This window comes from Snodgrassella sp. B3882 (assembly GCF_026535915.1).
In the GTDB taxonomy this organism is placed as follows: Bacteria; Pseudomonadota; Gammaproteobacteria; order Burkholderiales; family Neisseriaceae; genus Snodgrassella.
The window spans coordinates 1,411,572-1,435,748 of record NZ_JAFNPF010000001.1 but is presented as its reverse complement, the minus strand read 5'-3'; the positions used below and the strand labels follow the sequence as shown (position 1 = coordinate 1,435,748).

Genomic DNA, 24,177 nt, shown 5'->3' with positions numbered 1-24,177 from the left:
AAGCTAACTATGCTAACGGAAATATGTTTTTTTGACTACTGTTAGTTTAAGTTGGGTCATGACTTGGGCACAAGGACAATTTATGCAGATGTATGAAACCTTAAATTCACAAGGGATGTGGCTTGATCAGGTCGAGGCGGGCGGTATCAGTATTAATGGTCAGCTATATAATCAACCTGTATGTATCACCAACAATGAGGTGATACCACTGAGTCAGGCTTCGATTGCTGAACTGAATTCAGCGGATTTTCACACGGCAATCCGCCATAAGCCTGAAATAATTTTAATTGGTACGGGCAGTCAGCATGTTTTTATTCATCCTCGTTTAACAGTAGAGCTGATAAATCATGGTATTGGGGTGGAAAGCATGAATACTGAGGCGGCTTGTCGCACCTATATGGTATTAAAGGGGGAAGGCAGGGATGTTTGGGCTTGGCTGTGGCCAATCACAGATTAATTTTATTGTCATTATTCAAAAGAATTTTATGTGATTGTAATTTATTGAGACGCGAATCAATTCTCTGAGTTTATATAAAAAAGCTGCTCAAGTAGTTTGAGCAGCTTTTTAATTCGTCATAAAAAATTTTTATTTAACAGCAGTTGTTGTTGATTGTCCTTTTACAATGCTCATACCGGCGCTGACCAAACTGCCAATATCAGCCACATTAGCCGGCATGATTAAGGTGTTATTGGTTTTGGCTAATTTGGCGAAGGCTTCAACATATTGTTCAGCTACTTTTAGGTTAACGGCTTCATTACCGCCTGGTTCGGTAATGGCTGCTGCAACCTGACGGATTGCATCGGCGGAAGCCTGAGCAACCAGACGCAACGCTTGCGCTTCACCCTCGGCTCGATTGATCTGGGCAATTTTAGCACCCTGAGATTCATTGATGGCTGCTTGAGATTCACCTTGAGATTTTTGAATTTCAGCTTCACGTTGACCAGACGCCAAATTGATCTGTTCCTGTTTCACACCTTCTGACTGAGCAATACGAGCTCGTTTTTCACGCTCTGCAGTAATTTGTGCTTGCATCGCGCGCAAAATTTCTTGAGGTGGCACTAAGTCTTTAATCTCGTAGCGTAATACTTTAACCCCCCAAGATACTGCAGCTTCATCTAAGGAGTTGACAACAGTGTGATTGATGTCATCGCGTTCTTCGAAAGTTTTATCGAGTTCCATGCGGCCGATAACGGAACGCAGCGTGGTTTGCGCCAGTTGGGTAATCGCAATAACAAAATTGCTTGAACCATATGATGCTAATTTGGGATCAGTTACTTGAAAATAAATAATACCATCTACTGTTAGCTGGGTATTATCTCGAGTAATACACACCTGACTGGGTACATCTAAAGGAATTTCTTTTAAGGTATGTTTATAGGCAACTTTGTCGATTATTGGAATAATGAAATTCAAACCTGCAGTAAGTGTTGAATGGTAGCGACCTAAGCGTTCAACAACAAACACTTCTTGCTGAGGAACAACTTTGAAAGCCATGGATATAAAAAATACGATGGCCACAAGTAAGGTTATCGTTATATAAAAATTCATGAATTATTCCCTTTTAAAAAATGAGCTGAAGATGTCAATATTAGTATATTTCCTTGGTGACCAATGATTTGAGCCGTGTCCCCAGACTCCATTTTTTCAGATTGTTCAAAACAAGCTTGCCAAATGGTACCTCGGTAGCTTACTTGCCACAAATCAGCACTGATCGGTTTAATTAAGCGCACTATCTTTCCATAATCCGTATCATCTGTGGGAGATGAAGCATTCGAATGGGGATGTTTCCGTTGCCAAAGGCGGACAATTAAAATTCCAATGATAGAAAGAGTAGCAGCAATCAGATTATTGGTTATTGTTGAAGTATGAAATAACCACTCTGATAAACTTGCACTAAACATAGAAGCACTGATAATCAATAGATAAAAAGTGCCTGTAAACATTTCTAGCACAAACAAAACTAAAGCGATGATGCACCAAACCATAATTTATCCTTATTCTTATCAGTTCAAATTTCAAGACAATTAGTTTTTCATTTCAAAGTACGCTGTCGACGCGTCTCGCTGAGAACCATTCCGGCACAAACCGAAACGTTCATGCTCTCAACTGTACCAAACATGGGTATAGATATGAGCATATCACATAAATCACGGGTTAGGCGACGCATTCCGTTGCCTTCGGCTCCCATAATCCAAGCTATGGCTTCAGGTGCATCGAAATGATATAAATCTGTGGCGCCATCCATATCCGTACCCAAAATCCAAATGCCACGTTCTTTTAAATTTCTAATGGTTCGTGCCAAATTGGTTACCGTAATATAAGGAACCGTTTCAGCCGCACCACAGGCTACCTTGCTCACGGTTGCATTCAAACCAGCACTTTTATCTTTGGGTGCAATAACAGCATGAACACCCATTGCGTCGGCGACACGTAAACAAGCACCTAGATTATGTGGATCGGTAATTCCGTCCAAAATGAGCAATAAAGGAGGCTCATTCAAATTATCCAGTACATCATCCAAATCTACATGGTTTTTGGAAGCATCAATAAAACCTACTACACCTTGATGACGGGCGTGTTTGCTTAAGTTATCCAAACGGGCTGCATCAGCAAAAATAACCCGAATATTTTCCGCTGCGGCTTTATCCAAAACATCTCGCATTCTGGCATCATGTTTGCCTTCCAGAACATAAAGTTCAATGATACTGGACGGATTTTGCCAAAGGCGGGCATTGATTGCATGAAAGCCAATTATGAGACGTTGATTTGCCATTACTATTTTATATAGAAAAAAATAAATTATAACTCATTGTTGAGCTAGATCTATATTATAGCAAAGGAATATTTTGCTACTAAAATTTCTTTAAATTTGCATAATTGTGTTAATTATTATAACTAAATCATGTATTTGTATATAATATTCAAAAGAGTATATTTTTTTCAACTTATTAAGGTGAAGAGTAAAAATATGCATGAGTGAGTCATTGGCTCTAACTAAAATTCAATTTTAGCTGATGTAGCATTTCAAATTATTACTTAAGGGGATCGTGGTTCTGTTGGGTCAGATCCATGATTTTTAACATTTAACAAAATGGAGTCCTCTTATGGAATATTATGTAATGGTATTGGTGAAATTTTTAATTGGTTTTTTGATTGTTATTTTACATCTGAATTTCTCTGGAAAAACGCAAATGAATCAGATGTCACCAGTAGATTTTATTGGTAATTTTGTTTTAGGTGGAATTATCGGAGGTGTGATTTACAATCAAGATATCCCTTTGTTGCAATACATCATCGTTTTACTTATTGGTGTTTTATTGATTTCTCTGCTTAACTGGGTGTGCAAGCATGTCTGGTTTTTCCGTTCATTTGCAATCGGTGAACCCATCACGATTATAAAAGACGGAAGATTTGTGATGAAAAATATTCTGGAAAAAAACAACAAAGTTGATATTTTAAATATCGCATCGATTTTGCATTCTCAAGGCATTACATCTTTTCAGGAAGTGAGCTATGCTCAAATCGAGCCAAGTGGTTCCTTAACGGCCATTACAGAAAAAGGTAAATACCCTTCGCTCATTCTATTCAAGAATGGTGAATATCGCGTTCCAGATTTGCACAAAATCGATAAAGATACCGATTGGCTTAAACAGCAATTGCAAGAGCAGGGATTAGCAGAAGAAGACGTCTATTTAGTGGAGTATTGGGATGGCAAGCTGAATTTTATTCAGCACAATGGCGAAGTGAAAAGATGCTAGTTCTGGTGACCTATTCAATGATTGTCTGAATTTTGGCGTAAGTAATGACAGGCTGTAGCGAGCCAATGCTTTTTTGCATCACCAAGTGCTTGTTCAATTGCTTCACGTACAGTTTGCTTAGCATCAAATTTAGGTTCTTGAGATAAAGAACCTTTTTTTATTTCCGTTTGTTGACGAGCTTCACCTTCGTTTATGCTATCTATCCTAGCCATCATGCATAATGCTGAAGATTGACTTGCTATATTTACACTGGCTACACCATTTTTTTTCACCGGAGAAAATTTAATAAGAAATCTAGTAACATAAAACGTTTAGGAAGAACAGATTTACCAACATAATAGATGGTGCAAACATATAGCACCATATAACATCATCCATTTAGTAAATTACTTATAGCCAAGTTAACTTTACTGAGTATAAAAGGCGTGCCTTATAGATTTATAGTTATGATAATGGGGTAAGATTATTGGGGCTGAACAAATATATACCCTCTCTTGTAACATTTCACATAATTTCACAATTTAATCGGTTTCATATACAATCAACAATTCTTTAAATATCCTGTATTTAAATTGACAGTATTACTGATAAAGATCATTCCAGGAGTAAAGATGAGTCACCAAAACGTCACTGTTGATTGCCATATTGATCGGCAATATTTAGTCGATACATTTGAAGCATTGCAAGGCTGTTTAGATGATGAGTTTACTCAACAATTAGATAATTCAATCGTTGCTAATATGCGTAATTTTAGCTTCACTTTCGATAATGAAAAAATTGTGAGGCTAAATAAAGATAAAAATGAAGTGAGTACTTTCTATTACTCAGATCTGTATCAAATACAAGAAACCACAACTGGGTTGATTTTATTTATAAATAAGATTGTTTTTGAATTTGTTCGTTATGACCTGTTTCAACCTGATGAATTAGTGCTTGTTAAAAAATATTTGGCTCCTTATATGAGCAAAAACCAAGAACCCAAAATAGCAACGATAAATTTTCAAATTGACTATCAACGAGTATATGAATTAGCTTGTCATGTATCTCGCAATCAAATAAAAATTGCTACGATGTTATATATTCTATTTTTCGTTGTAGGTTTGTTGGAGGTCATTGCAAAAAATCTTCTTGCGTCTGTTTTAGCTTTCATATTATCTATTATTTTTTATTCTATGACTCGATCTAATCTGAAAGAATTAGCAAAAAAACAGGTTTTAACATTAAATGAACACTTTCGCAGTTTGACCTGTATTTTTTATAATGATTATTTAACATTCAATTACCAAAAAAAAGAGGGATCGACTAATATTAACTATGAAGAATTTTATAAAATTGAAAAAACATCAAAAGGTTATGTCTTTTTCATCCACAAAAATTCGAGTTATTACTTTTTTTATGAAGAGTTCACTTTAGATCAGCAACATGCGCTGGAAGAGAGACTGAAACAATATAACAATTATTCAGAGAAGTAATATAATTTTCTATCATCTTATCCCCCAATGCGAGGTGGGATAAGTTAAACAAACCATTAAAATTTGAAAATGTGCTTTTTCAGTCTTGGATCGGCACTGGCTTGCTGAGATAAAAAAGACGAAAACCTATGACCGGTTGGTCAATCATCTAAGATGACTTTCAAGTTAATTCTTTTCTGATATTTCAGCGACGCCATACTTTAACTTTCAGGATTTTATCTAAGGTTACTAGCCCCATTCGATTAAAGTTAGAAACAATCAGTCATGGCTAAAAGCTATGGCTATTCTTGAAGTTTTTTACCGCAAAATAATTGTTGAATAGATTTATTCTGCTTGCTTTGAAACAAGATTAGTGCTAGTTGTAATGGAGAATTTGGATTTTTAACTAGGGTTTCAAGGGATTGGCTATTAATAACCACAAAAGCTTAAATAGTTGATTGATTTTTGGTGATTTCGGCTCAGAATGCTGGAAGCAGCAATAAACTTACTTTTGGCGTGCTTGCGTGTAACCATGCCAGTCTGAACATTAAATGTTTTTGCTGGATACTTTGCAGCACTTTACTGTTCGGGGACAATTATTATTAAGTAGACCCATTAGTATACAACTGAATCATTGCTGAATATATAATTACCCAGATTAAATAGGTGGTTTTCCAACGGTGAACACTTGGTTGCTTAAAATTTGTCTATTTAATTCGGTGGCTAGTCATTATTTGTGCAAATAGGTGTATGGCGATTGGTGATTTACAGAGTGGTGTAGAAAAGTTGGTTAAGTCATGGTGTTCACCTCTAGAAAGTTAAATTAAGGCTATAAGATTGATGGTGTGGTGTGGTTTTAATTCTAAAACAAGGCAATTAAACCCTCGATTGAATAAAAGTGAGATATAGCAATTTTTGATGTGGAATGAAATTGAGTTCTAATAGTTGGGTTATATTGATATATTATTGCTTAAAAATTGTATTTTATTGTATTTTATTTCAATTAAAATGCCTGATAATGGCTATATTAAATCTATTGCCGGCGCGAAATTTTGTATAATTCGCAATATCCATCATCGTATGGTGCTGGAGAGGGCAATTTAATTGCAGAATTTTGCCATAACTGTATTCTGAGGAATCAATATATGCTCAAAGCAAAAAATAATTTATTGGCTTTAGGTTTGGCTGCTGCCTGTATGCTATCAGCTTGCTCACCAGCTGATAATAAACAGTCAACCGCAGACAGCAATATTAAAAAGGTAGCGATTACCGCCATTGTTGAACATCCGGCTTTGGATGCCGTGCGCAAAGGTGTGATCGAAGAGCTGAAAGCAGAAGGTTATGAAGAAGGTAAAAACCTGCAACTGGATTTTCAAAGTGCTCAGGGCAATACAGCTACAGCTGGGCAGATTGCTAAGAAATTTGCTGGCAGTAATCCAGATGTGATTGTTACAATCGGTACCCCCAGCGCACAATCCATGGTGGCATCGAGCCGAACTATTCCGATCGTTTATGCCGCGGTTACTGATCCGGTTTCGGCCAAATTGGTGCCTAGCTGGGAAGCCAGTAAAACCAATGTGACCGGTGTATCGGATGAATTGCCATTACCGGCACAGATTGAAATTATGAAAAAAACCGTGCCTAATTTGAAATCGGTTGGTTATGTTTACAGTCCAGGTGAAATTAATTCAACTGTGGTGATGAAACAATTACAAACCTTGCTGGCAAAGGATGGTATTGCTCTGGTTTCTGTACCAGCTCAGCGCACTACAGATGTACCGCAAGCGGCCAAAAGTCTGCAAGGCAAAGTTGATTTGATCTATACCTCGCTGGATAATAACGTGGTTTCGGCATATGAATCCATGTATAAAGTGGCTAAGGACATGAAAATGCCATTAGTCGCTTCTGATACTGGCTCAGTAAAACGAGGTGCTGCGATTGCGTTAGGCGTTAATTATCATGAGCTTGGCGTGGCTACCGGCAAGATTGTAGGTCGCATATTAAAAGGTGAAAAGCCTAGTGATATTCCGTCTCAACGCATGAGTGCTGATCAATTGGAATTACTGGTGAGTAAGTCACATGCAGCGGAGCAAGGGATTACACTCTCCGAGGAGTTGTTAAAACAAAGTAAAGTGGTCGACTAGTTTTACTACTTTGCTATCCATACAGGATAAACATCGGCAGGCTGATAGTTGGCTTTGCCGATGTTGTTACTATGATTAATCCTATATTTATTTATTGGTGATTATGTCTTCAATTGCATTATTTGGTGCCTTAGAAAGTGGGCTAATTTATGCTCTCGTGGCTCTAGGGGTATTGATTTCTTTTCGTATTCTCGATTTTCCCGATCTGACTGCTGACGGTAGCTTTCCGCTGGGCGGAGCCGTGTTTGCCGTTTGTGTCACACACGGCATGAATCCATGGCTTGCTTGTGCTTTGGCGGGAATGGCCGGAGCTGTTGCTGGGTTGATGACAGGGTGGTTACATGTTTCATTAAAAATTATGCAATTACTCGCCAGCATTCTGGTTATGGTGGCGTTATATTCCATCAATTTGCGTATTATGGGGTCTCCTAATTTACCGTTATTGGGGCAGGAAAGTGTATTTTCTCCTTTGATCAATAGTGATAGCACCAATCAATATTGGGTACAACCATTGGTTATATTTGGATTTGTGATTGTAGCTAAACTTTTCATGGACTGGTTTTTTTCAACCGAAATAGGACTGTCCATTCGGGCTACAGGGGTGAATGCACGGATGACTCAAGCACAAGGTATTAACACTTCTCGCACCTTATTACTTGGACTCGCGCTATCAAATGCCTTAATCGGGTTGGCCGGTGCTTTATTTGTGCAAACACAGGGCGGGGCTGATATCTCAATTGGTATCGGCACCATCGTGGTTGGTTTGGCTGCGGTGATTATTGGAGAAACCTTAATTCCGGGCAAACGCTTTTTTGTGATTACGATGGCAGTCATCATCGGGGCAGTATTATATCGAGCCTTCATAGCCTTGGCATTGGGCAGTAACACTTTGCAAAGTATTGGATTTGGACCTCAGGATTTAAATTTAATTACCGCCATATTGGTTGTCTTGGCCTTGCGTTTACCTGCTATTAAAAGCTATTTCAGAAGGAAATTTAAAGCATGATGCACGCTGAAAATTTACAGCTAACCTTCAATCCGGGCACGCCGATAGAAAACCATGTATTGCGTGGATTAAGTCTGGATATTGCTGAGGGAGAATTTGTCACGGTTATCGGCAGTAATGGCGCGGGAAAATCAACCTTCCTTAATGCGATTAGTGGTGATGTCAATATTGATTCTGGTCATATCTATATCAACAATAAAGATGTAACCCGCGAACCTGCTTATAAGCGAGCTCCTTTAGTAGCGCGCGTCTTTCAAGACCCTTTAGCGGGAACTTGTGAAGCGTTAACTATTGAAGAAAATATGGCTTTAGCGTTAAAACGAGGGCAGCGTCGCGGGTTACAACTGGCCATTAATAAAGAACAACGAGAACTCTTCAGAGAAAAACTGGCGGTACTCAACCTTGGATTGGAAAATCGATTGACTGACCGGATTGGTTTGTTATCAGGTGGACAAAGACAAGCTGTGAGCTTGCTAATGGCCTCATTACACTCATCTAAAATTCTATTATTAGATGAGCATACTGCAGCACTGGATCCGAAGACCGCCGCTTTCGTCCTTGAGCTTACGGATAAAATCATTAATGAAAATAAACTCACTGCGATGATGGTAACTCATTCCATGCAACAAGCATTACAGCATGGCTCACGTACTGTCATGTTGCATCAAGGTCAGGTATTAATCGATGTAAGCGGTGAAAAAAGAGCCAATATGACTGTCAGTGATTTATTACAAATGTTCGAAATGAATCAGGGCGAAGAAGTTACTGATGATTCTTTATTGCTCGGCTAAAGTGCTGGCTGTGCTGCTATCTTTACTTATGGACGACTAGCAATGTCTGATACAGGGTTGATATTACTAAATAAACCTTATGGAGTGATTTGCCAGTTCAGTGCGCATGATAAATACCCATCATTACAGCAATATGTACCGGTGAAAAATGTTTATCCTGCTGGTCGTCTGGATACCGATAGTGAAGGATTGTTGCTGCTGACAGCAGATGGAAAGTTGCAGGCGAAAATCGCCCATCCTAAATATAAGCTGCTCAAAACTTATTGGGCTCAGGTTGAAGGTCAACCTGATGCAGAGAAGTTGCAGCAGTTAAGCCGCGGGGTAGATTTGGGGGATTTCAGGACCCAGCCAGCTAAAGTAAATCTGTTAGATTCTTCGCAATCTTCAGCATTATGGCCTCGTGTACCCCCGATCCGGGTGCGCCAGACTGTGCCTGATTTCTGGCTCCAAATCCAAATCAGTGAGGGAAAAAATCGTCAAGTTCGTCGAATGTGTGCCAAGGTTGGCTGGCCTTGTCTGCGTCTGGTAAGAGTGGGTATTGGTCGTCTGAATGTTTTTAATCGCCAATTGTCACTAGGTCAATGGCAATGGGTGAAGCAGCAAGATTTATTTTAAAATCAGATTCTTATTGCAACAGGCTTCAATTTGCTGCGGTATCAATAAAATCTTCGTTATTCATTATCATTTTAATATTTTTCTTGTTTATCTTCAGTTTTCTCCCGCATGCAAGCCAAATCTGCTGATTCGTCGCATTATTCCAAGTCAATATCTATTTCATATGCATTGTTGTAGCCACAGATTTTGTTCAAGCAAATCAGGTTTAGAATCCTTTATTCTGATGCAACAAAAAAATTAACTATATTTAGGCTAAAGGCGTATCAATATGAAACAATGGACAGCCATCTTCTTTCAATCTTTGCATTCTTATTACAATAATGTGTTTAGTCACCGATGAATCATGATGATCTATCTCTTATCCAGTCATCCATTGATCACTGTAAAAACATAACTAAATTGTGCGTCAAACTAGAACCAGAAGAAATATAACCCTGATAACTTTTATCAGGGTTATATGTTGGATAAATACTGAATTATTTAGCTCATTAAAACGCCGGTATAATTGCCCCTTTGTATTTTTCTCCGATAAATTTTTTCACTTCAGGAGAAGTTAGAGCTTGTTTCAATTTAACTATTTCTGGACGATTTTCATCTCCGCTGCGTACTACCAAAATATTGGCATAAGGAGAATCTTTTTGTTCAATAAACAAAGCGTCTTTGGTGGGTACCAAATTGGCTTCCATGGCAAAATTAGTGTTGATCACTGCTAGGGTAGCATCATTTAGAGTGCGGGGTAGTTGTGGTGCTTCTAAAGCAGTAATTTTCAGGTTTTTAGGATTATCAACGATATCGTTTACCGTGGCAGCAACACCAGCATTGTCTTTCAATTTTAATAAGCCGGCTTTTTGCAACAATAACAAGGCACGGCCACCGTTGGTGGCATCATTAGGAATGGTTACCGTTGCACCATCACCGACATCATTAAGAGAGGTGATTTTTTTGGAATAAATACCCATCGGTTCAACATGAACATTGGCTATGCTGGTTAATTTCAAACCACGTTTTTGGACAAAATCATCCAGATAAGGTTTGTGCTGCATATAGTTGGCATCGACATCTTTTTCATCTAAAGCAAGATTAGGGCGGACATAGTCAGTCATCTGCACAATCTCCAAATCAACACCTTCTTTTTCCAGTATAGGCTTAACCACAGCTAGAATTTCTGCATGAGGAACAGGAGTGGCAGCAACCTTGATGGTTGTTTTACTGACTACCGGTGTATTACTCGCAGCACTACTGGCTTGTGCTCCAGTTTCTTCAGTCTTTTGATTACATGCAGTGAGCAATGAAGCGACAGCAGTAAGGGAAAGTAAAGTTAGTAATAATTTTTTCATCATGAGCCTTTATGTTCATAGAGTGATACATATGTCAACAGTAACACAAATATGTTTATTTATGTGTTATTTTGCTTTTTATTGATAAATATTTCTAATCTATGTGTTGCTTAATAGAATATTTATTTCGACTGTTAATTATGCTCTTTTAACATGTTGATAAGAGGTTGCATTGCTTTTAAAAAAATCCGGTAAGTTAAAAATATTGTCGTTTAATACACCTAAGGCTATTTGGTGCAAACTCATATGAGAGATTAGAAATATGCGAACAATTTTTTAATTAATCTTAGTCCGATATTTCTTTCAAACCATGCAGTCATTTAAAGAGTAAACAGAATAATTAATACTACAGGAATCGTGGTTGCTGCGTTAAATTATGATTTTTCTTGGACTAAACGCAGCAGATTAAAACAGGCTGAATGTGCAAAGAGCTTAGAGCATCACGGCACATTCGATTGAAGCGATTAAAGTTTATTGAATTTCCAATATCTATTTTAATTTAAAGCTATTGGCAGGCATTTTTTGTTTTAATTGCCCAATACTAAAATCTTTCAGATATTTGACATCTTTTCTTTTAACTGTTGCTTGTGTTAGAAATTCATTTACATAATTCTCTTGATAAAATCCGTCCCAAGGGTGAAGTCCAAAAAATGTTTTTAACATATGATCAAAATCTTGGGATTGATTTCTATATAATCCTAATGATGGGGATATTTCATTTTTATAATTTGGAACATTCTGGTCATTGATTTCCCTTGCCCCGATTATATTAAGCCGATAATTTTTTACAGGATTGCCATTTATAGTCAAAATTATTATCGGCTTACTCAAATGCAAAATTGGTACTTCTTCTTTTAACTCTTCTTCTGATGAAAACAAGTAATTGAAAAAGCCAAAGTATATTGCTCGGCACCTTTTCCCTCTATCGTAAATAAGTTGCAAAGCTGTCCTATTGACCAAGCATTTTCATTTAATTCGATTGAGAATAACATTCTCTCTACTAAAAGAATTTTGATTTAGCCATAATGCACGTTTTAATGACAACCTGTTTTTACTTTAGTTTAAGAGGGTTTTAACAAGTTGCGCAAATATTTGCCAGTAAAGCTTTTGGAATTGGCCGCAACTTGTTCAGGCGTACCTTCTGCGACTATGGTGCCACCACCATCTCCTCCCTCCGGTCCCAAATCGATAATATAATCGGCAGTTTTGATCACATCCAAATTATGTTCGATGATGACAATACTGTTACCTTTGCCTTTAAGACGGTGAATGACATCCAATAACAGAGCAATATCAGCAAAGTGTAATCCAGTAGTGGGTTCATCCAGGATATAGAGGGTACGTCCGGTGTCACGTTTAGACAATTCCAAAGCCAGTTTGACCCTTTGCGCTTCGCCACCTGATAAGGTGGTTGCCGATTGACCCAAACGAACATAGCCTAAACCAACATCTTGCAGTGTTTGCAGTTTACGTTTAATTGTGGGCACGGCATCAAAGAAAGCACAAGCTTCTTCCACTGTCATTTCCAAAACTTCGCTGATATTTTTTCCTTTATACTGCACTTCCAATGTTTCGCGGTTATAGCGTTTGCCATGGCACACTTCACACGGCACATAGATATCTGGCAAAAAGTGCATTTCTACTTTAATTACCCCGTCGCCCTGACAAGCCTCACAGCGACCACCTTTTACGTTGAAAGAAAAACGGCCAACGCTATAACCACGTTCACGGGATAAAGGCACGCCGGCAAACAATTCACGAATCGGTGTAAACAAACCTGTATAAGTGGCAGGATTTGAACGAGGAGTCCGGCCGATAGGGGATTGATCAACATTAATCACTTTATCCAGATGATCTAAGCCCAAAATTTCTTCATAGGGAGCCGGCTCAGTGCTGGCTCGATTCAATTCACGGGCGGTGATTTTAGCTAAAGTATCATTGATTAAAGTTGACTTACCACTGCCTGAAACACCAGTGATACAGGTAATTAAACCCAAAGGTAAATTTAAGGTAACATGTTTCAGATTATTGCCACTGGCACCACGTAAGCTCAGCAAACGCTCTTTATCAACCGGAGTGCGCTCAGCGGGAACAGCAATGGCTTTTTTACCGCTAAGGTACTGACCAGTAATGGATTCAGGACAGGCGGCAATTTGTGCCGGTGGTGCAGCGATGATCACATTTCCACCATGTTCGCCCGCGCCGGGTCCCATATCGACGACAAAATCAGCCGCCCGAATGGCATCCTCATCATGTTCCACCACAATAACGCTGTTCCCCAGATCGCGCAAATGTTTTAGCGTGTCAAGTAAACGGTCATTGTCACGTTGATGTAGACCAATTGAAGGTTCATCCAATACATACATCACCCCTGTCAGTCCGGATCCTATTTGACTGGCTAAGCGAATACGTTGAGCTTCGCCACCTGATAAAGTTTCAGCACTTCGGGCCAAGCTCAGATAATTCAACCCAACATTGATTAAAAAGCCCAGCCGTTCAGTGATCTCTTTTAAAATCTTTTCTGCAATCTGTTTCTTATTACCCTCAAGATTTAAATCTTCAAAGAATTGTAAGGTAGCGGTCAGCGGCCAAGCGCTGATTTCATGAATCGGTTTTTCGCCCACATACACATAACGTGCTTCTGGGCGCAAGCGCGCACCACCGCATGCAGGACAGGCACGATGGCTTTGATACTGACTTAATTCTTCGCGTACCGTATTCGAATCTGTTTCGCGATAACGACGTTCTAAATTGGGGATAATGCCTTCAAATGGATGGCTGCGGGTGAAGCGAGTACCGCGTTCTGACAGGTAGGTAAACTCAATTTCTTCCTTACCAGAACCATACAAAATAATCTCTTTAACTTTGTCACTGAGTTGATTAAATGGGGTGTCTACATCAAAATCGTAATGTTGAGCTAATGATTGAATCATTTGAAAATAAAAGGTATTTCTTTTATCCCAGCCTTTGATGGCGCCACCGGATAAAGACAGATCAGGATGCATGACCACTCTTTCCGGATCAAAATAGTCCAGGCTACCTAGACCATCACAACTGGGGCAGGCGCCAACTGGATTATTAAAACTGAATAAGCGCGGTTCAAGCTCTTGTAAGCTGTATGAGCAAACCGGACAGGCAAAGCGGGCGGAAAACCAATGTTCTTGACCATTGTCCATTTCCACAGCTAAGGCACGTTCATTGCCATGGCGCAGGGCAGTCTCAAAGCTTTCGGCCAGACGTTGTTTGATGTCGGCACGTACCTTAACCCGATCAATAACCACATCGATGTCATGCTTAATATTTTTTTGCAGCTTAGGTACTTCTTCTATAGCATAAACTTCGCCATCTACCCGCACTCTGGCAAAGCCCTGAACCTGCAAATCGGCAAATAGATCAACAAATTCTCCTTTACGACCGCGTACAGCAGGAGCCAATATCATCACTCGTGAATCTTCAGGCAAAGCTAATACATGATCCACCATTTGCGAAACAGTCTGACTGGTTAAAGGCAAATTATGTTCCGGACAATACGGTGTCCCTATTCGTGCGTACAGCAAACGCAGATAATCATGAATTTCTGTAACTGTGCCTACAGTAGAACGAGGATTGTGACTGGTCGCTTTCTGTTCAATTGAAATAGCCGGTGATAAACCTTCAATCAGATCAACATCAGGTTTTTCCATCATTTGCAGAAACTGACGGGCATAAGCAGACAGGCTTTCAACGTAACGTCGCTGACCTTCCGCGTAAAGCGTATCAAAAGCCAACGATGATTTGCCACTTCCTGAAAGTCCGGTAATCACCACAAGTTCATGTCGAGGAATATCCAGATCGACATTTTTAAGATTGTGGGTGCGTGCGCCGCGTATACGAATAATATCGTTATCTGACATGATGCAATAGCCTGAAACAGAAATAAAAAAAGTTAAGCCATAACTTAATCACACAAAGTTAAAGCAAACATTGATTATACCAATTTCAATCTTTTATACCAATGTAGACAAGTAAACGTTTTAATGTTTGCGTAAAATAAATCTCATGAAATCAATACGTAACTCATTATTACGACATAAATAATACAACACCGGCAGATTGCCGATGGCGACAATAAAATAAAGAACATTGATATTGTCAAACAACCAAATTAAAACCACACTTAATATTGAAGCCAATACCATAAACAGACCATTAATAATATTATTGGCAGCGATCGCGTGGGAACGGAAATCATCAGTACTGGCTGTTTGTAACCATGTATATAATGGTAACGAGAAAAAGCCCCCAAAAAAACCGATCAGAATAATGCTAAACAGAATACACCAGGCATTTGGGCGTCCTAAAAAGCTACTGATGTTGGCCATATCAGTTACTGGCGAATTGGGGCTAAGCCATACCAGTAATAATCCGGCAAAGGTCAGACCGATAGCGCCGAAAACCAATAAACTCAGATGCAGCTTATGTTTACTTAAGCGTGCGCAAAGAATAGAACCAATACCGATGCCAATAGAAAAAAGGGTCAACAGCAGATTAAACACTTGATCATTACCGCCTAAATTGAGTCGCGTAAATGTCGGTAATTGCGTGATATAAACGGATCCTAAAAACCAGAACCAGGAAATACCCATAATCGACATCCAGACATTTTTTTGCTGATAAGTCTGTTTCAACAGTTGCGACGTACTGCGTACAATATTTATTTCGATCACTTGTTGCGGAAACTGAGCCGGCACTCGTGGCATTTGCACGCTGGACAATTGACCAAGCAGCGCAATAATAATCAAAATCGTTGCCAGCACATAGATATGTGCCCCGGCTAACAACGTGCCTAAAATTTGCCCAAACAAAATGGCTAGAAAAGTACCGCTTTCAATCAGACTATTACCATTGAGTAATTCATGACCTTCCAGATATTCCGGCAAAATAGAATATTTGAGCGGTCCGAATAGAGTAGAGTGTGTACCCATTAGAAATAATGAACACAATAAAATGAATAACGATTGATGCACAAAGCCGAACACAGCCAATAGCATAATAAAAATTTCTGCGAATTTGATCCAGCGGGCAACCATAGCCTTATCAAACTTATTGCAAATTTCACCGGATAATGCAGAAAACAGAAAAAAGGGCAGAATATACAGTAAGGCTCCAATGTTCAACATTTGGCTGCCAGATATCCACGAACTGTTACCTAAACCATAAAAGCTGATTAAGACAAACAAGGTGGTTTTGAATAGATTATCATTTAAAGCTCCGAAAAACTGAGTTCCAAATAATGGTAAAAACCTTTTGGTTGCTAAAAACGCAAATTGTTTTTTTGATGGCAGTAAATCGGGAGTAGACATGATTATCCTTGTAGGAAATGGAACTTCTCGGATTGTTATAATGTGCCAGTTAAGTCATTAAGCACAAAATGCTGACCTTGTAAGATCAAGTATTGTTGACGAAGCTGACCAATGATTTCATTGTTTGCATTGCATAATTGAACATAATCATGGTTTTTATGCCATTTTAATCCTGCTTGCTGCGATAAACCTGACAAAATTCGCCATTCAGCAGCACAAGCTATTTGATCGGCTTCGTCTGCCTGAGCCTTAATCGCATAATAACCCACTGCGCCATCGGCATAAGCAGAATCATCTTCATCCATCAACACCAAAAAACCCAGATGCAGATTGTTACTACTGTTAATACTAAAATAAAGCATAATGATAAATCTTATGGTTAAACAAGTTTGAGCAAATTTCAAGGTGATATAGTTCAATTTTAGCAGCTAAAAAAATAGAGTGCCATTTCCCATGGCTGTAAATATAACTATAAGATTATCAATACAAAATAATGATCAACTAAAAATCATTCAAAATGCAAATTAAAATAGAAATTTTAATCGTTATCAGCCAAGCTAAATTAGCAACACAAGATTGAAGGTTAACAAGAGTAGCTTCAGCAAAGAATATCGATTGTGGAAACGAACGTGATGAAACTAAAAAGAATGGCTAATTGGATCGCGTTAAATTACCTGCATACTGATGAGCTAATTGAAGGTTTAGCTTGTGGGTCATAGTTTAGTCATAGCAAATTAATGAGCAGAGGTTCTGACGAGTAGACGCAACTATATTTGTTATAGATAATGTGCGTGAATAAACACATTTGTTCAGCTAGACAACATGCGGGCAAAATGGTTTTGATGGATAGATCGATCCTTCAACAAGGTATGGATAATTAAGTGAACCTAGGAATTAAGCTTTATCCATATCGTATCATTTTAAATCAACATATATAGCAAATTATTTATGCACTATTTACTCATTGCATCATTTATGTGGGGAAGCTCATTTATCGCAACCAAATTGGCTTATGCCATGATAGATCCTGTTTTAGTGGTTCTATTTCGGTTGCTTTTGGCTACACTTGTTACACTACCAATAAGTTATCACTATGTTAAAGACGGAAATTCACTGTCGAGACAAAAATGGATTCAAATTACTTTCCTTGGGTTGCTGACCTATCCAGTCACTTATCTATTACAGATTAGTGGACTAAAACTCATACCCGCAGTCAGTGCTGTGACAATTATAGGCATGGAACCCATCATCATTGTATTGGTCGGATTGCTTTTTTTTCGGGAGAAAACACCGGTTGTCGTATTTATACTGGGAATAGTGGCTTTTATTGGCGTATTGCTGGTAGTGGGGAAGCCTCAACAGAGCCATGATGGCATTTCATTGCTTGGCTGTGGTTTGGTATTTTCTTCAACCATAGTTATGGCTTTCTGGATTCGATTATCGCAGAAATTTATGCGATCGATGAATGTCAAAATTTATACTGCCTTAACCCTACAAACAGGAACTCTCTTTGGTTTACCCTTGATGATTCCATTGGTTGAGCAATGGCAGATGCAATTTTCCGGACAGGGAGTTGGCGCCATCATCTATTTAGGTATTGGATGTAGTCTTGTGGCGGCATGGTGTTGGAATAAAGGGCTTGAAACGGTATCCGCCAGTATCAGCGGTATATTTCTGGCGTTGGAGCCAGTATTTGGCGTGGTGTTGGCTGTTGTCTTATTAAAAGAGTCTGTTACGTTGCAATCTTTGCTTGGCATGATTATGGTTATGGGCGCTGCAACAGCATGCATATTTATTCCCAAGAAAGTTGAGCAGTAAATTAAAAAGCCAGTGCATCAGCACTGGCTTAAAAACAATCAATTTGATCCGGTTATAAACCAGTTATTTTAAGTTTCTGACCCGGACGCAGTACCTGTTTACCGTGAACTTTTTGCAATTTGCTCACCGGAATTTTCAGGCTTTTGGCAATGCTGGTTAACGTGTCACCTTTTTTTACTGTATAAGTGGCTGGAATGGTGGCTTTGGCAGCGGTTGGTTTAGACTTACTGCCTTTGCCAGCAACGGTAACAAAGCGAGCACCTTTATTGTTGCTACCACCCTTAATGTTTAATACCTGACCCACTTGAATGTTGTGACCGCGTAAGTTGTTAGCAGTAACCAGATCAGCGACATTGACATGATAGCGCTGTGCAATGGTGAATAAGCTATCTCCAGCCACAACTTTATGAACTTCCTTGCGGTTTTCTGCAACATTAATTGGTGCGCGTGAAGTATTTTTAACACTTCGTGTATCAGCAACCCGTATAGCTTGTGCTTCTTCACGGTCAGTCTGCGAAAGTACCCGCTGCACAGATGCCGCAGCTGTTTTTTGCAGATCATCGGTGTTAACTAGCGCCATCAATGCATCATCATTCGAACCTACCGGAGCAGTAATCTCAACAGTACTGCTGTCCTGAGATTTGCTCAAAGCTACATTCATCAACTTATCATTAGCGGAATTTTCTACCGGTTGGTTCAACTTAACAGTGTCGTTATTGGCCACAGTAATGGTATTGTTCACCACTGCTACACCTTGCTTAGAAGCTAAGCTATTGCTATTTGCGACAACCACTGTTTGATTAACAGCTAAGCGATCACGATTCGTTTCCACAACAACAGGTGCCACTGGAGCAGTGTTATTAACCGCTACAGTAGTGGTTTGTACTGTAGTTGTATTGGTGTTACTACGAGTAGCAAAGGTACCGGCAGGTAATACTGGCTGTGACATCGCAATATTCAGCAATGGATCATCGTCACTGTTTTTAAATGAATCCAGACCTTGAGCATTGACAGCATTTTTGCTCAAAAGCAAGCTGCGTCCAGCAGGCACAGTATTTGACGTCAGGTTGTTCAAACGTTTAATTTCAGCCGTGCTCATTCCAGATTTAGCTGCCAAATCTGCAATATTGGTGTTGGAATAAGCTTTATAAATATTCCATGAAACCAAAGTGTTTTTATCGGCTTTACGATAATTGCGTTCGAAAGTATTTACCGCAGTAATCGGCAACAGCATTTTACGGTTTTCTTTAGGTATGAAAACCGGACTCTTGAAACTTGGGTTCAAGGTTAAAAATTCAGAAGTTGAAATATTAGCCAGGCGCGCAGCTGTATCGATGTCGATGGGTTGATCGATAGTGACGGCTTCAAAATAAGGACGGTTTGGTACAGAAACCAAATCTATACCAAAAGCCTTTGGATTATCAATGATATTACGAACAGCCAATAATTTTGGTACGTAATTGCGTGTTTCGTTAGGCATGCGCAAATTTTCATAGGTTGGATCCAAACCAGCCAGTTGTGCTCGTTTGACCGCTTTGCCTACATTGCCTTCGCCCCAATTGTATGCAGCCAGTGCCAGAGACCAGTCACCAAACAAACCATACAGGTATTGTAGATAGGTCAAGGCTGCATCAGTTGCTGCATAGACGTCATGTCGTCCGTCATACAGATTGGTTTGTTCCAGCCCATATTGTCGTCCACTTTTAGGCATAAATTGCCATAAACCAGAAGCGCCTACCGGAGATTTGGCCTTGTTTACAAAGGCACTTTCAATAAATGGCAACAAAGCCACTTCTGCAGGCATTTGACGTTTTTCAGCTTCATTAACAATATGAAAGAGATAAGGTTGACTGCGCACAACCGTACGATTGAAATAAGCACTATGAGTGGAATAATAAGACTCATGTTTGCGGATTATTTCTGGGTTGACTTCAGTCATACGAAAATCTTGGCGAATACGCGCCCAGATATCATGAGATGAACTAGCCTTGCCTTTAAGTGTGGTTGCTTTCAAATTCATCATTGCCAATCCAATACCATTGCTGGTGTAAGATTGGGCAAAAGATAAGTTTGGAGCTATCACCAAACTGGATATTGCCAGTACCATATGCTTCAGTTTAGCCATTCGATTTACCGTAAAATTTGTGCAAAATCCTCTTAATTTTAAATATGATGGCGCTCGTGGTCAAGGATAAATATCTATTTTTACAGTAATCATGAAAATATAATAAAATGACAGATACAATATTGATTGGTATCAGAAGCAACTGAAAGTGAGGTTTCACATGCTCTTGTGCGGTGTGCAAAACTGGTTAGCCAAGAATGCTTTCGGAAATTATATTTCTGAATTGGAGCAACAATTTTTACAACAAAAATTAACTAATCTGCGTTTTGGTACCATCCTACAGGTCGGCTTCACTTCCTGGCAATTCAAACAGATCTTCGCTACTGAATCCCAATATATTATTCAACATCATTCTAATACTGAATACACGACAGTGATTGCCGATGTCCACGCTTTGCCATGGAGGGATCAAAGTATAGATACCTTGATTTGGCCTCATGGACTGGATGAACTGATCAACGCAGAGGATGTGTTACGAGAAGTAACCAGAATCTTGGTGCCAGGGGGATCTTTGCTATTAACCGGACTGAACAGTAGGGGTTATTGGCGTTTTTTTTACCGCCGTCAGTCCAATCTACATAATTGGCAGCCCAGATCTGCTGCTCAGGTAGCCTCTCTAATGCAAAAACATCATCTTTTTCTAACAGAAGGTCAATTCTTAGGTTATGGTTTACCTGGCTGTTACAGTAAAAATCATCAAACCATTGAACTGATGGGAAACCGATGGTGGCCACATTTGGCTGCTGTATATGGTCTGGTATTGGTTAAACGCGATATCCCGCTAACATTGATTCCAGATCAGGCCAAAAGTCGATTGGCAACCAATATTCTTGGCGTTAAAGCCGTGCCCTTATGTGCTCAAGATCAATAACTATTGCTTTATTCAAACCCTGTTTATCCCAAACTTTGTAAACCATGATATTGAGCATAGATTATTGCTATAAGATTATTGACATGTGCAGAGATGTTTTTTCAATATTGAGCAATCACACATGAAGTAATAAATACTTCCGTTCCCACGGACTAATAACACGAAAATATTCCGATACCTCTTGTTCTTTAACCGCAATATACAGTTCTACAAATCGTTCGCCTAATAAATCATAAATGGGTTCGCATTGGCGTAAACGCTCGATCGATTCTTCTACCGTTGTGGGAAATTGATAGGGTAAAGCGTAAGCACTGGTATTCATAGGTGAATTGGGGGTGATTTGTTCTTTAATACCCAAATACCCACAGGCCAGAGAGCAGGCAAAGGCCAGATAAGGATTGACATCTACCCCCGCAAGACGATTCTCAATACGTCTGGATTGACCAGCAGCACGAGGAACCCTTAAACCAACCGTGCGATTGTCATATCCCCATTCCACATTGGTCGGGGCAGCAGTATAGCGGGTTAAACGGCGAAAAGAATTAACATAGGGAGCAAAAAAAGGCATCGTTTGCGGTAAATATTTTTGGAGCCCACCGATAAAATAAAAAAACAGATCGGATGGTGAACCATCAGCATTACTAAAAGCATTCTGACCGTTGGCCCTGCGCAAACTCTGATGAATATGCATCGCACTGCCTGGTTCACATTCCATTGGTTTGGCCATAAAAGTTGCATACATATTATGATGAAATGCCGACTCCCGGACTGTACGTTTGAATAAAAATACCTGATCAGCCAAATCTAATGCATGACCATGCAAAAAATTAATTTCCATCTGGGCTGCACCAATTTCATGAATCAGGGTATCCACTTCTAAATTTTGTGCATGACAATGATCATAAATTTCTTCAAACAACGGATCGAACTCATTGACCGCATCCACTGCATAGGAGCGCCGGCCAAATTCGATCCTGCCTGTACGACCCACCGGAGGTTTTAAAGGCACATCTGGATCAGGATTTGGCGAAATTAAATAAAACTCCATTTCCGGAGCGATAATCGGTTCTAATTCTAAATTTTCAAAGCGTTTCAACACACGCTTAAGAACATTCCTTGGTGCGGTTTCAATCGGTAAAGCTTGTGGGGAATAACAATCAAAAATGATTGATGCTGTTGGATCCTGAGCCCAAGGGACAAAGCGGATAGTAGAAGAGTCTGGTTTCAACTCCATATCTGCATCGGTGGTATCCAGCAGAGAAGATTGCGGATATTCACCAGTCACTGTTTGCAACAATACCGCTTCCGGTAAGCGCATTTCTGGTTCAGAGATAAATTTATCTTTAGGAATAATCTTGCCACGTGCCACGCCGGTAATATCTGGGAGAATACATTCAACTTCTGTAATGCCGCGATCTTTAAGCCAGTTAAATATATCTTCATACATAATTCACCCAATATTTCCTTTATGGCCTAGCCAATTCAATCATTATCTAAGTAGCTACCAATAGAAGAGACAATGAACTGAACAATTAAATAACAACAACAATTAAAAATGTGGCGAAATTCTAAAATGACTTTAATTTCAGAATACTATATAACTGTAAGAAAAGATTGAGGTGCAGGAATAGGTAAAATTCAATCAAAATAATGAATCATTTTACTAACTTAGATCTATTTTCGAAATTTTCTCTGAATTTTGATAACCATTTCGTATTATGTTTCTGGCATTCATCATCTGCCTGCTTGCCATGATGCCATAAGCCTTAATCCGTTAAGATCGTCAGGCAAGTGGCGGGAAAAGGTTCGCGGAGGTAAATATAGTTATGCCGTTAGATCTATCCCCTGGTTAGCGTAAGTTGACCTGAAAAAAATGGGTTAAATGCAGCGATGAAGGCGGTCGCATCAAGTGCCGATAAGGCTTGGGCTGCTACAAATCAAAATAACTTAACTTCAAATAGTCTAGGTTTATCAATATGTGTTTTCTTGCTGAGTTATTAAAGATAGGATTACGGTTTTCCAATTAAGTATAAATAATAAATACGCTTAAATTAATCCTAGCCAACAAGATTATAAGAATTTTATTGGTGTGTTTTGTTGAGTAAAATTAAATTTTACAATCAAGTATTTATAAATTATGTTGTGAAAGATAAATAACAATGAATTTAACAGAGAATTATACATTTGAATAACTAAAAACGATCTGGAAAATTTTCTTCGTCAAAAAATAAAATTAAAAGAGTTCTATTACGTGCTAACTGGATAGGTATCTTTGGGTATATAAACTTTACTCATAGCTTTTATAAAATAATATTGTTATATCAGAATTAACATCATTGAAAATAAGAGTAAAATAACTAAAATAAAAATCACAACACTAAATAATCTAATATAATTATCAATTACTCTCTTTTTCTCTATTACATTATTAGAATTAAAATATTTCATTAATAACTTTTTGTTTTCTAAATCGGTAAAGTATATATACATCTTATTTTCTTTAGTTTTTACTCTTAATCCTAATAATTCATTGGTTACCTTAGTTAGATAATAATGTTCTATAACCGAACATGGTATCTTTTCATCTTCTATCTTTAATTCCATATCATTTAAAAATATAGCTACTTCTTTTTTTTGAACTAGTTCTATAACTCCCCAATAAATAGTTCCAAAAATCAACATATTGCCCCAAAGTATAATTTTGGAACTTAACAAACTAGATATGTAAATACCTAATATAAGAATCGGGATACTATATAAAATATATTTTTGTATTATTTTATAATTATAGGCTTTAACTTCTATTATATTATTTTTTAAATTCATATTACAACTCCACTTTTTTTAATTCAAACTTAGTAATAGTTTCGTAATTATTTTTAATCTGTTCACTTAATGGAGCACTAGCATTATAATTC

General features: G+C 38.6%; 21 protein-coding genes. 9 read left to right on the top strand and 12 right to left on the bottom strand.

From position 1 onward, the window contains the following. Window positions 1-31 precede the first annotated feature (31 nt). The gene (locus J3U68_RS06110) at window positions 32-457 is read left to right on the top strand and encodes an Mth938-like domain-containing protein (RefSeq protein WP_267375510.1); all 426 of its coding nucleotides are present in this window, start codon (window positions 32-34) and stop codon (window positions 455-457) included. A gap of 129 nt (window positions 458-586) precedes the next feature. Here J3U68_RS06110 and J3U68_RS06105 read toward each other — a convergent pair whose 3' ends face one another. From J3U68_RS06105 to rlmB, 3 genes are read right to left on the bottom strand one after another with little or no spacing between them, the layout of a single operon-like run. Further along, window positions 587-1,549: an SPFH domain-containing protein gene (locus tag J3U68_RS06105; RefSeq protein ID WP_267375508.1), complete on the bottom strand. Its 963-nt coding sequence runs from the start codon at window positions 1,547-1,549 to the stop codon at window positions 587-589. Then, window positions 1,546-1,986, bottom strand: coding sequence for an NfeD family protein (locus J3U68_RS06100; RefSeq protein ID WP_267375506.1), 441 nt, complete (start codon window positions 1,984-1,986; stop codon window positions 1,546-1,548). Before J3U68_RS06100 ends, J3U68_RS06105 begins: the two co-directional genes overlap by 4 nt. A gap of 47 nt (window positions 1,987-2,033) precedes the next feature. Then, window positions 2,034-2,774: a 23S rRNA (guanosine(2251)-2'-O)-methyltransferase RlmB gene (rlmB, locus tag J3U68_RS06095; RefSeq protein WP_267375504.1), complete on the bottom strand. Its 741-nt coding sequence runs from the start codon at window positions 2,772-2,774 to the stop codon at window positions 2,034-2,036. A 331-nt stretch (window positions 2,775-3,105) separates the two neighbouring features. On the opposite strand from rlmB, the gene J3U68_RS06090 reads away from it, so the two are divergent. Further along, window positions 3,106-3,759, top strand: coding sequence for a DUF421 domain-containing protein (locus tag J3U68_RS06090; protein ID WP_267375503.1), 654 nt, complete (start codon window positions 3,106-3,108; stop codon window positions 3,757-3,759). Window positions 3,760-3,773: 14 nt separating this feature from the next. Here J3U68_RS06090 and J3U68_RS06085 read toward each other — a convergent pair whose 3' ends face one another. Further along, the gene (locus J3U68_RS06085) at window positions 3,774-3,971 is read right to left on the bottom strand and encodes a hypothetical protein (protein ID WP_267375501.1); all 198 of its coding nucleotides are present in this window, start codon (window positions 3,969-3,971) and stop codon (window positions 3,774-3,776) included. A gap of 399 nt (window positions 3,972-4,370) precedes the next feature. On the opposite strand from J3U68_RS06085, the gene J3U68_RS06080 reads away from it, so the two are divergent. The 5 genes from J3U68_RS06080 (at window position 4,371) to J3U68_RS06060 (ending at window position 9,766) form a co-directional block, all read left to right on the top strand. Next, window positions 4,371-5,231: a YcxB family protein gene (locus J3U68_RS06080; protein WP_267375499.1), complete on the top strand. Its 861-nt coding sequence runs from the start codon at window positions 4,371-4,373 to the stop codon at window positions 5,229-5,231. Window positions 5,232-6,355: 1,124 nt separating this feature from the next. Continuing rightward, on the top strand, window positions 6,356-7,354 hold the full coding sequence (locus tag J3U68_RS06075; protein WP_416384632.1) for an ABC transporter substrate-binding protein: 999 nt from the start codon (window positions 6,356-6,358) through the stop codon (window positions 7,352-7,354). 103 nt (window positions 7,355-7,457) lie between these two features. Next, window positions 7,458-8,360 carry an ABC transporter permease gene (locus tag J3U68_RS06070; RefSeq protein ID WP_267375497.1) on the top strand — a complete coding sequence of 301 codons (903 nt, stop codon included), beginning with the start codon at window positions 7,458-7,460 and terminating at the stop codon, window positions 8,358-8,360. Then, on the top strand, window positions 8,357-9,151 hold the full coding sequence (locus J3U68_RS06065) for an ABC transporter ATP-binding protein (protein WP_267375496.1): 795 nt from the start codon (window positions 8,357-8,359) through the stop codon (window positions 9,149-9,151). Before J3U68_RS06070 ends, J3U68_RS06065 begins: the two co-directional genes overlap by 4 nt. Window positions 9,152-9,193: 42 nt before the next feature. Continuing rightward, on the top strand, window positions 9,194-9,766 hold the full coding sequence (locus J3U68_RS06060; RefSeq protein ID WP_267375495.1) for a pseudouridine synthase: 573 nt from the start codon (window positions 9,194-9,196) through the stop codon (window positions 9,764-9,766). A 488-nt stretch (window positions 9,767-10,254) separates the two neighbouring features. On the opposite strand, the gene J3U68_RS06055 is transcribed toward J3U68_RS06060, so the two are convergent. From J3U68_RS06055 to J3U68_RS06035, 5 genes are all read right to left on the bottom strand, one after another. After that, window positions 10,255-11,103: a MetQ/NlpA family ABC transporter substrate-binding protein gene (locus J3U68_RS06055; RefSeq protein WP_267375494.1), complete on the bottom strand. Its 849-nt coding sequence runs from the start codon at window positions 11,101-11,103 to the stop codon at window positions 10,255-10,257. Window positions 11,104-11,592: 489 nt separating this feature from the next. Beyond that, complete coding sequence (locus J3U68_RS06050) at window positions 11,593-12,045, bottom strand: hypothetical protein (protein ID WP_267375492.1); 453 nt, start codon at window positions 12,043-12,045, stop codon at window positions 11,593-11,595. 119 nt (window positions 12,046-12,164) lie between these two features. Next, window positions 12,165-14,996: an excinuclease ABC subunit UvrA gene (gene uvrA / locus J3U68_RS06045; protein WP_267375491.1), complete on the bottom strand. Its 2,832-nt coding sequence runs from the start codon at window positions 14,994-14,996 to the stop codon at window positions 12,165-12,167. A 120-nt stretch (window positions 14,997-15,116) separates the two neighbouring features. After that, entirely contained in the window at window positions 15,117-16,445 is a 1,329-nt protein-coding gene (locus tag J3U68_RS06040; protein WP_267375490.1) for an MFS transporter, read from the bottom strand. 35 nt (window positions 16,446-16,480) lie between these two features. Next, on the bottom strand, window positions 16,481-16,807 hold the full coding sequence (locus tag J3U68_RS06035) for an HLGFF motif protein (RefSeq protein ID WP_267375488.1): 327 nt from the start codon (window positions 16,805-16,807) through the stop codon (window positions 16,481-16,483). 586 nt (window positions 16,808-17,393) lie between these two features. On the opposite strand from J3U68_RS06035, the gene J3U68_RS06030 reads away from it, so the two are divergent. Beyond that, window positions 17,394-18,263 (top strand): DMT family transporter, encoded by an 870-nt coding sequence (locus J3U68_RS06030; RefSeq protein WP_267375486.1) that lies wholly within the window; start codon window positions 17,394-17,396, stop codon window positions 18,261-18,263. A 52-nt stretch (window positions 18,264-18,315) separates the two neighbouring features. Here J3U68_RS06030 and J3U68_RS06025 read toward each other — a convergent pair whose 3' ends face one another. Further along, the gene (locus J3U68_RS06025; protein WP_267375484.1) at window positions 18,316-20,388 is read right to left on the bottom strand and encodes a LysM peptidoglycan-binding domain-containing protein; all 2,073 of its coding nucleotides are present in this window, start codon (window positions 20,386-20,388) and stop codon (window positions 18,316-18,318) included. A 160-nt stretch (window positions 20,389-20,548) separates the two neighbouring features. Here J3U68_RS06025 and J3U68_RS06020 point away from each other — a divergent pair, with 160 nt between their 5' ends. Beyond that, window positions 20,549-21,259, top strand: a complete 711-nt coding sequence (locus J3U68_RS06020; protein WP_267375483.1) for a class I SAM-dependent methyltransferase — start codon at window positions 20,549-20,551, stop codon at window positions 21,257-21,259. Between the two features lie 115 nt (window positions 21,260-21,374). Here J3U68_RS06020 and J3U68_RS06015 read toward each other — a convergent pair whose 3' ends face one another. Then, window positions 21,375-22,706, bottom strand: a complete 1,332-nt coding sequence (locus J3U68_RS06015) for a glutamine synthetase family protein (RefSeq protein WP_267375481.1) — start codon at window positions 22,704-22,706, stop codon at window positions 21,375-21,377. Between the two features lie 869 nt (window positions 22,707-23,575). Next, complete coding sequence (locus J3U68_RS06010; RefSeq protein ID WP_267375480.1) at window positions 23,576-24,085, bottom strand: hypothetical protein; 510 nt, start codon at window positions 24,083-24,085, stop codon at window positions 23,576-23,578. Window positions 24,086-24,177: the final 92 nt, after the last annotated feature.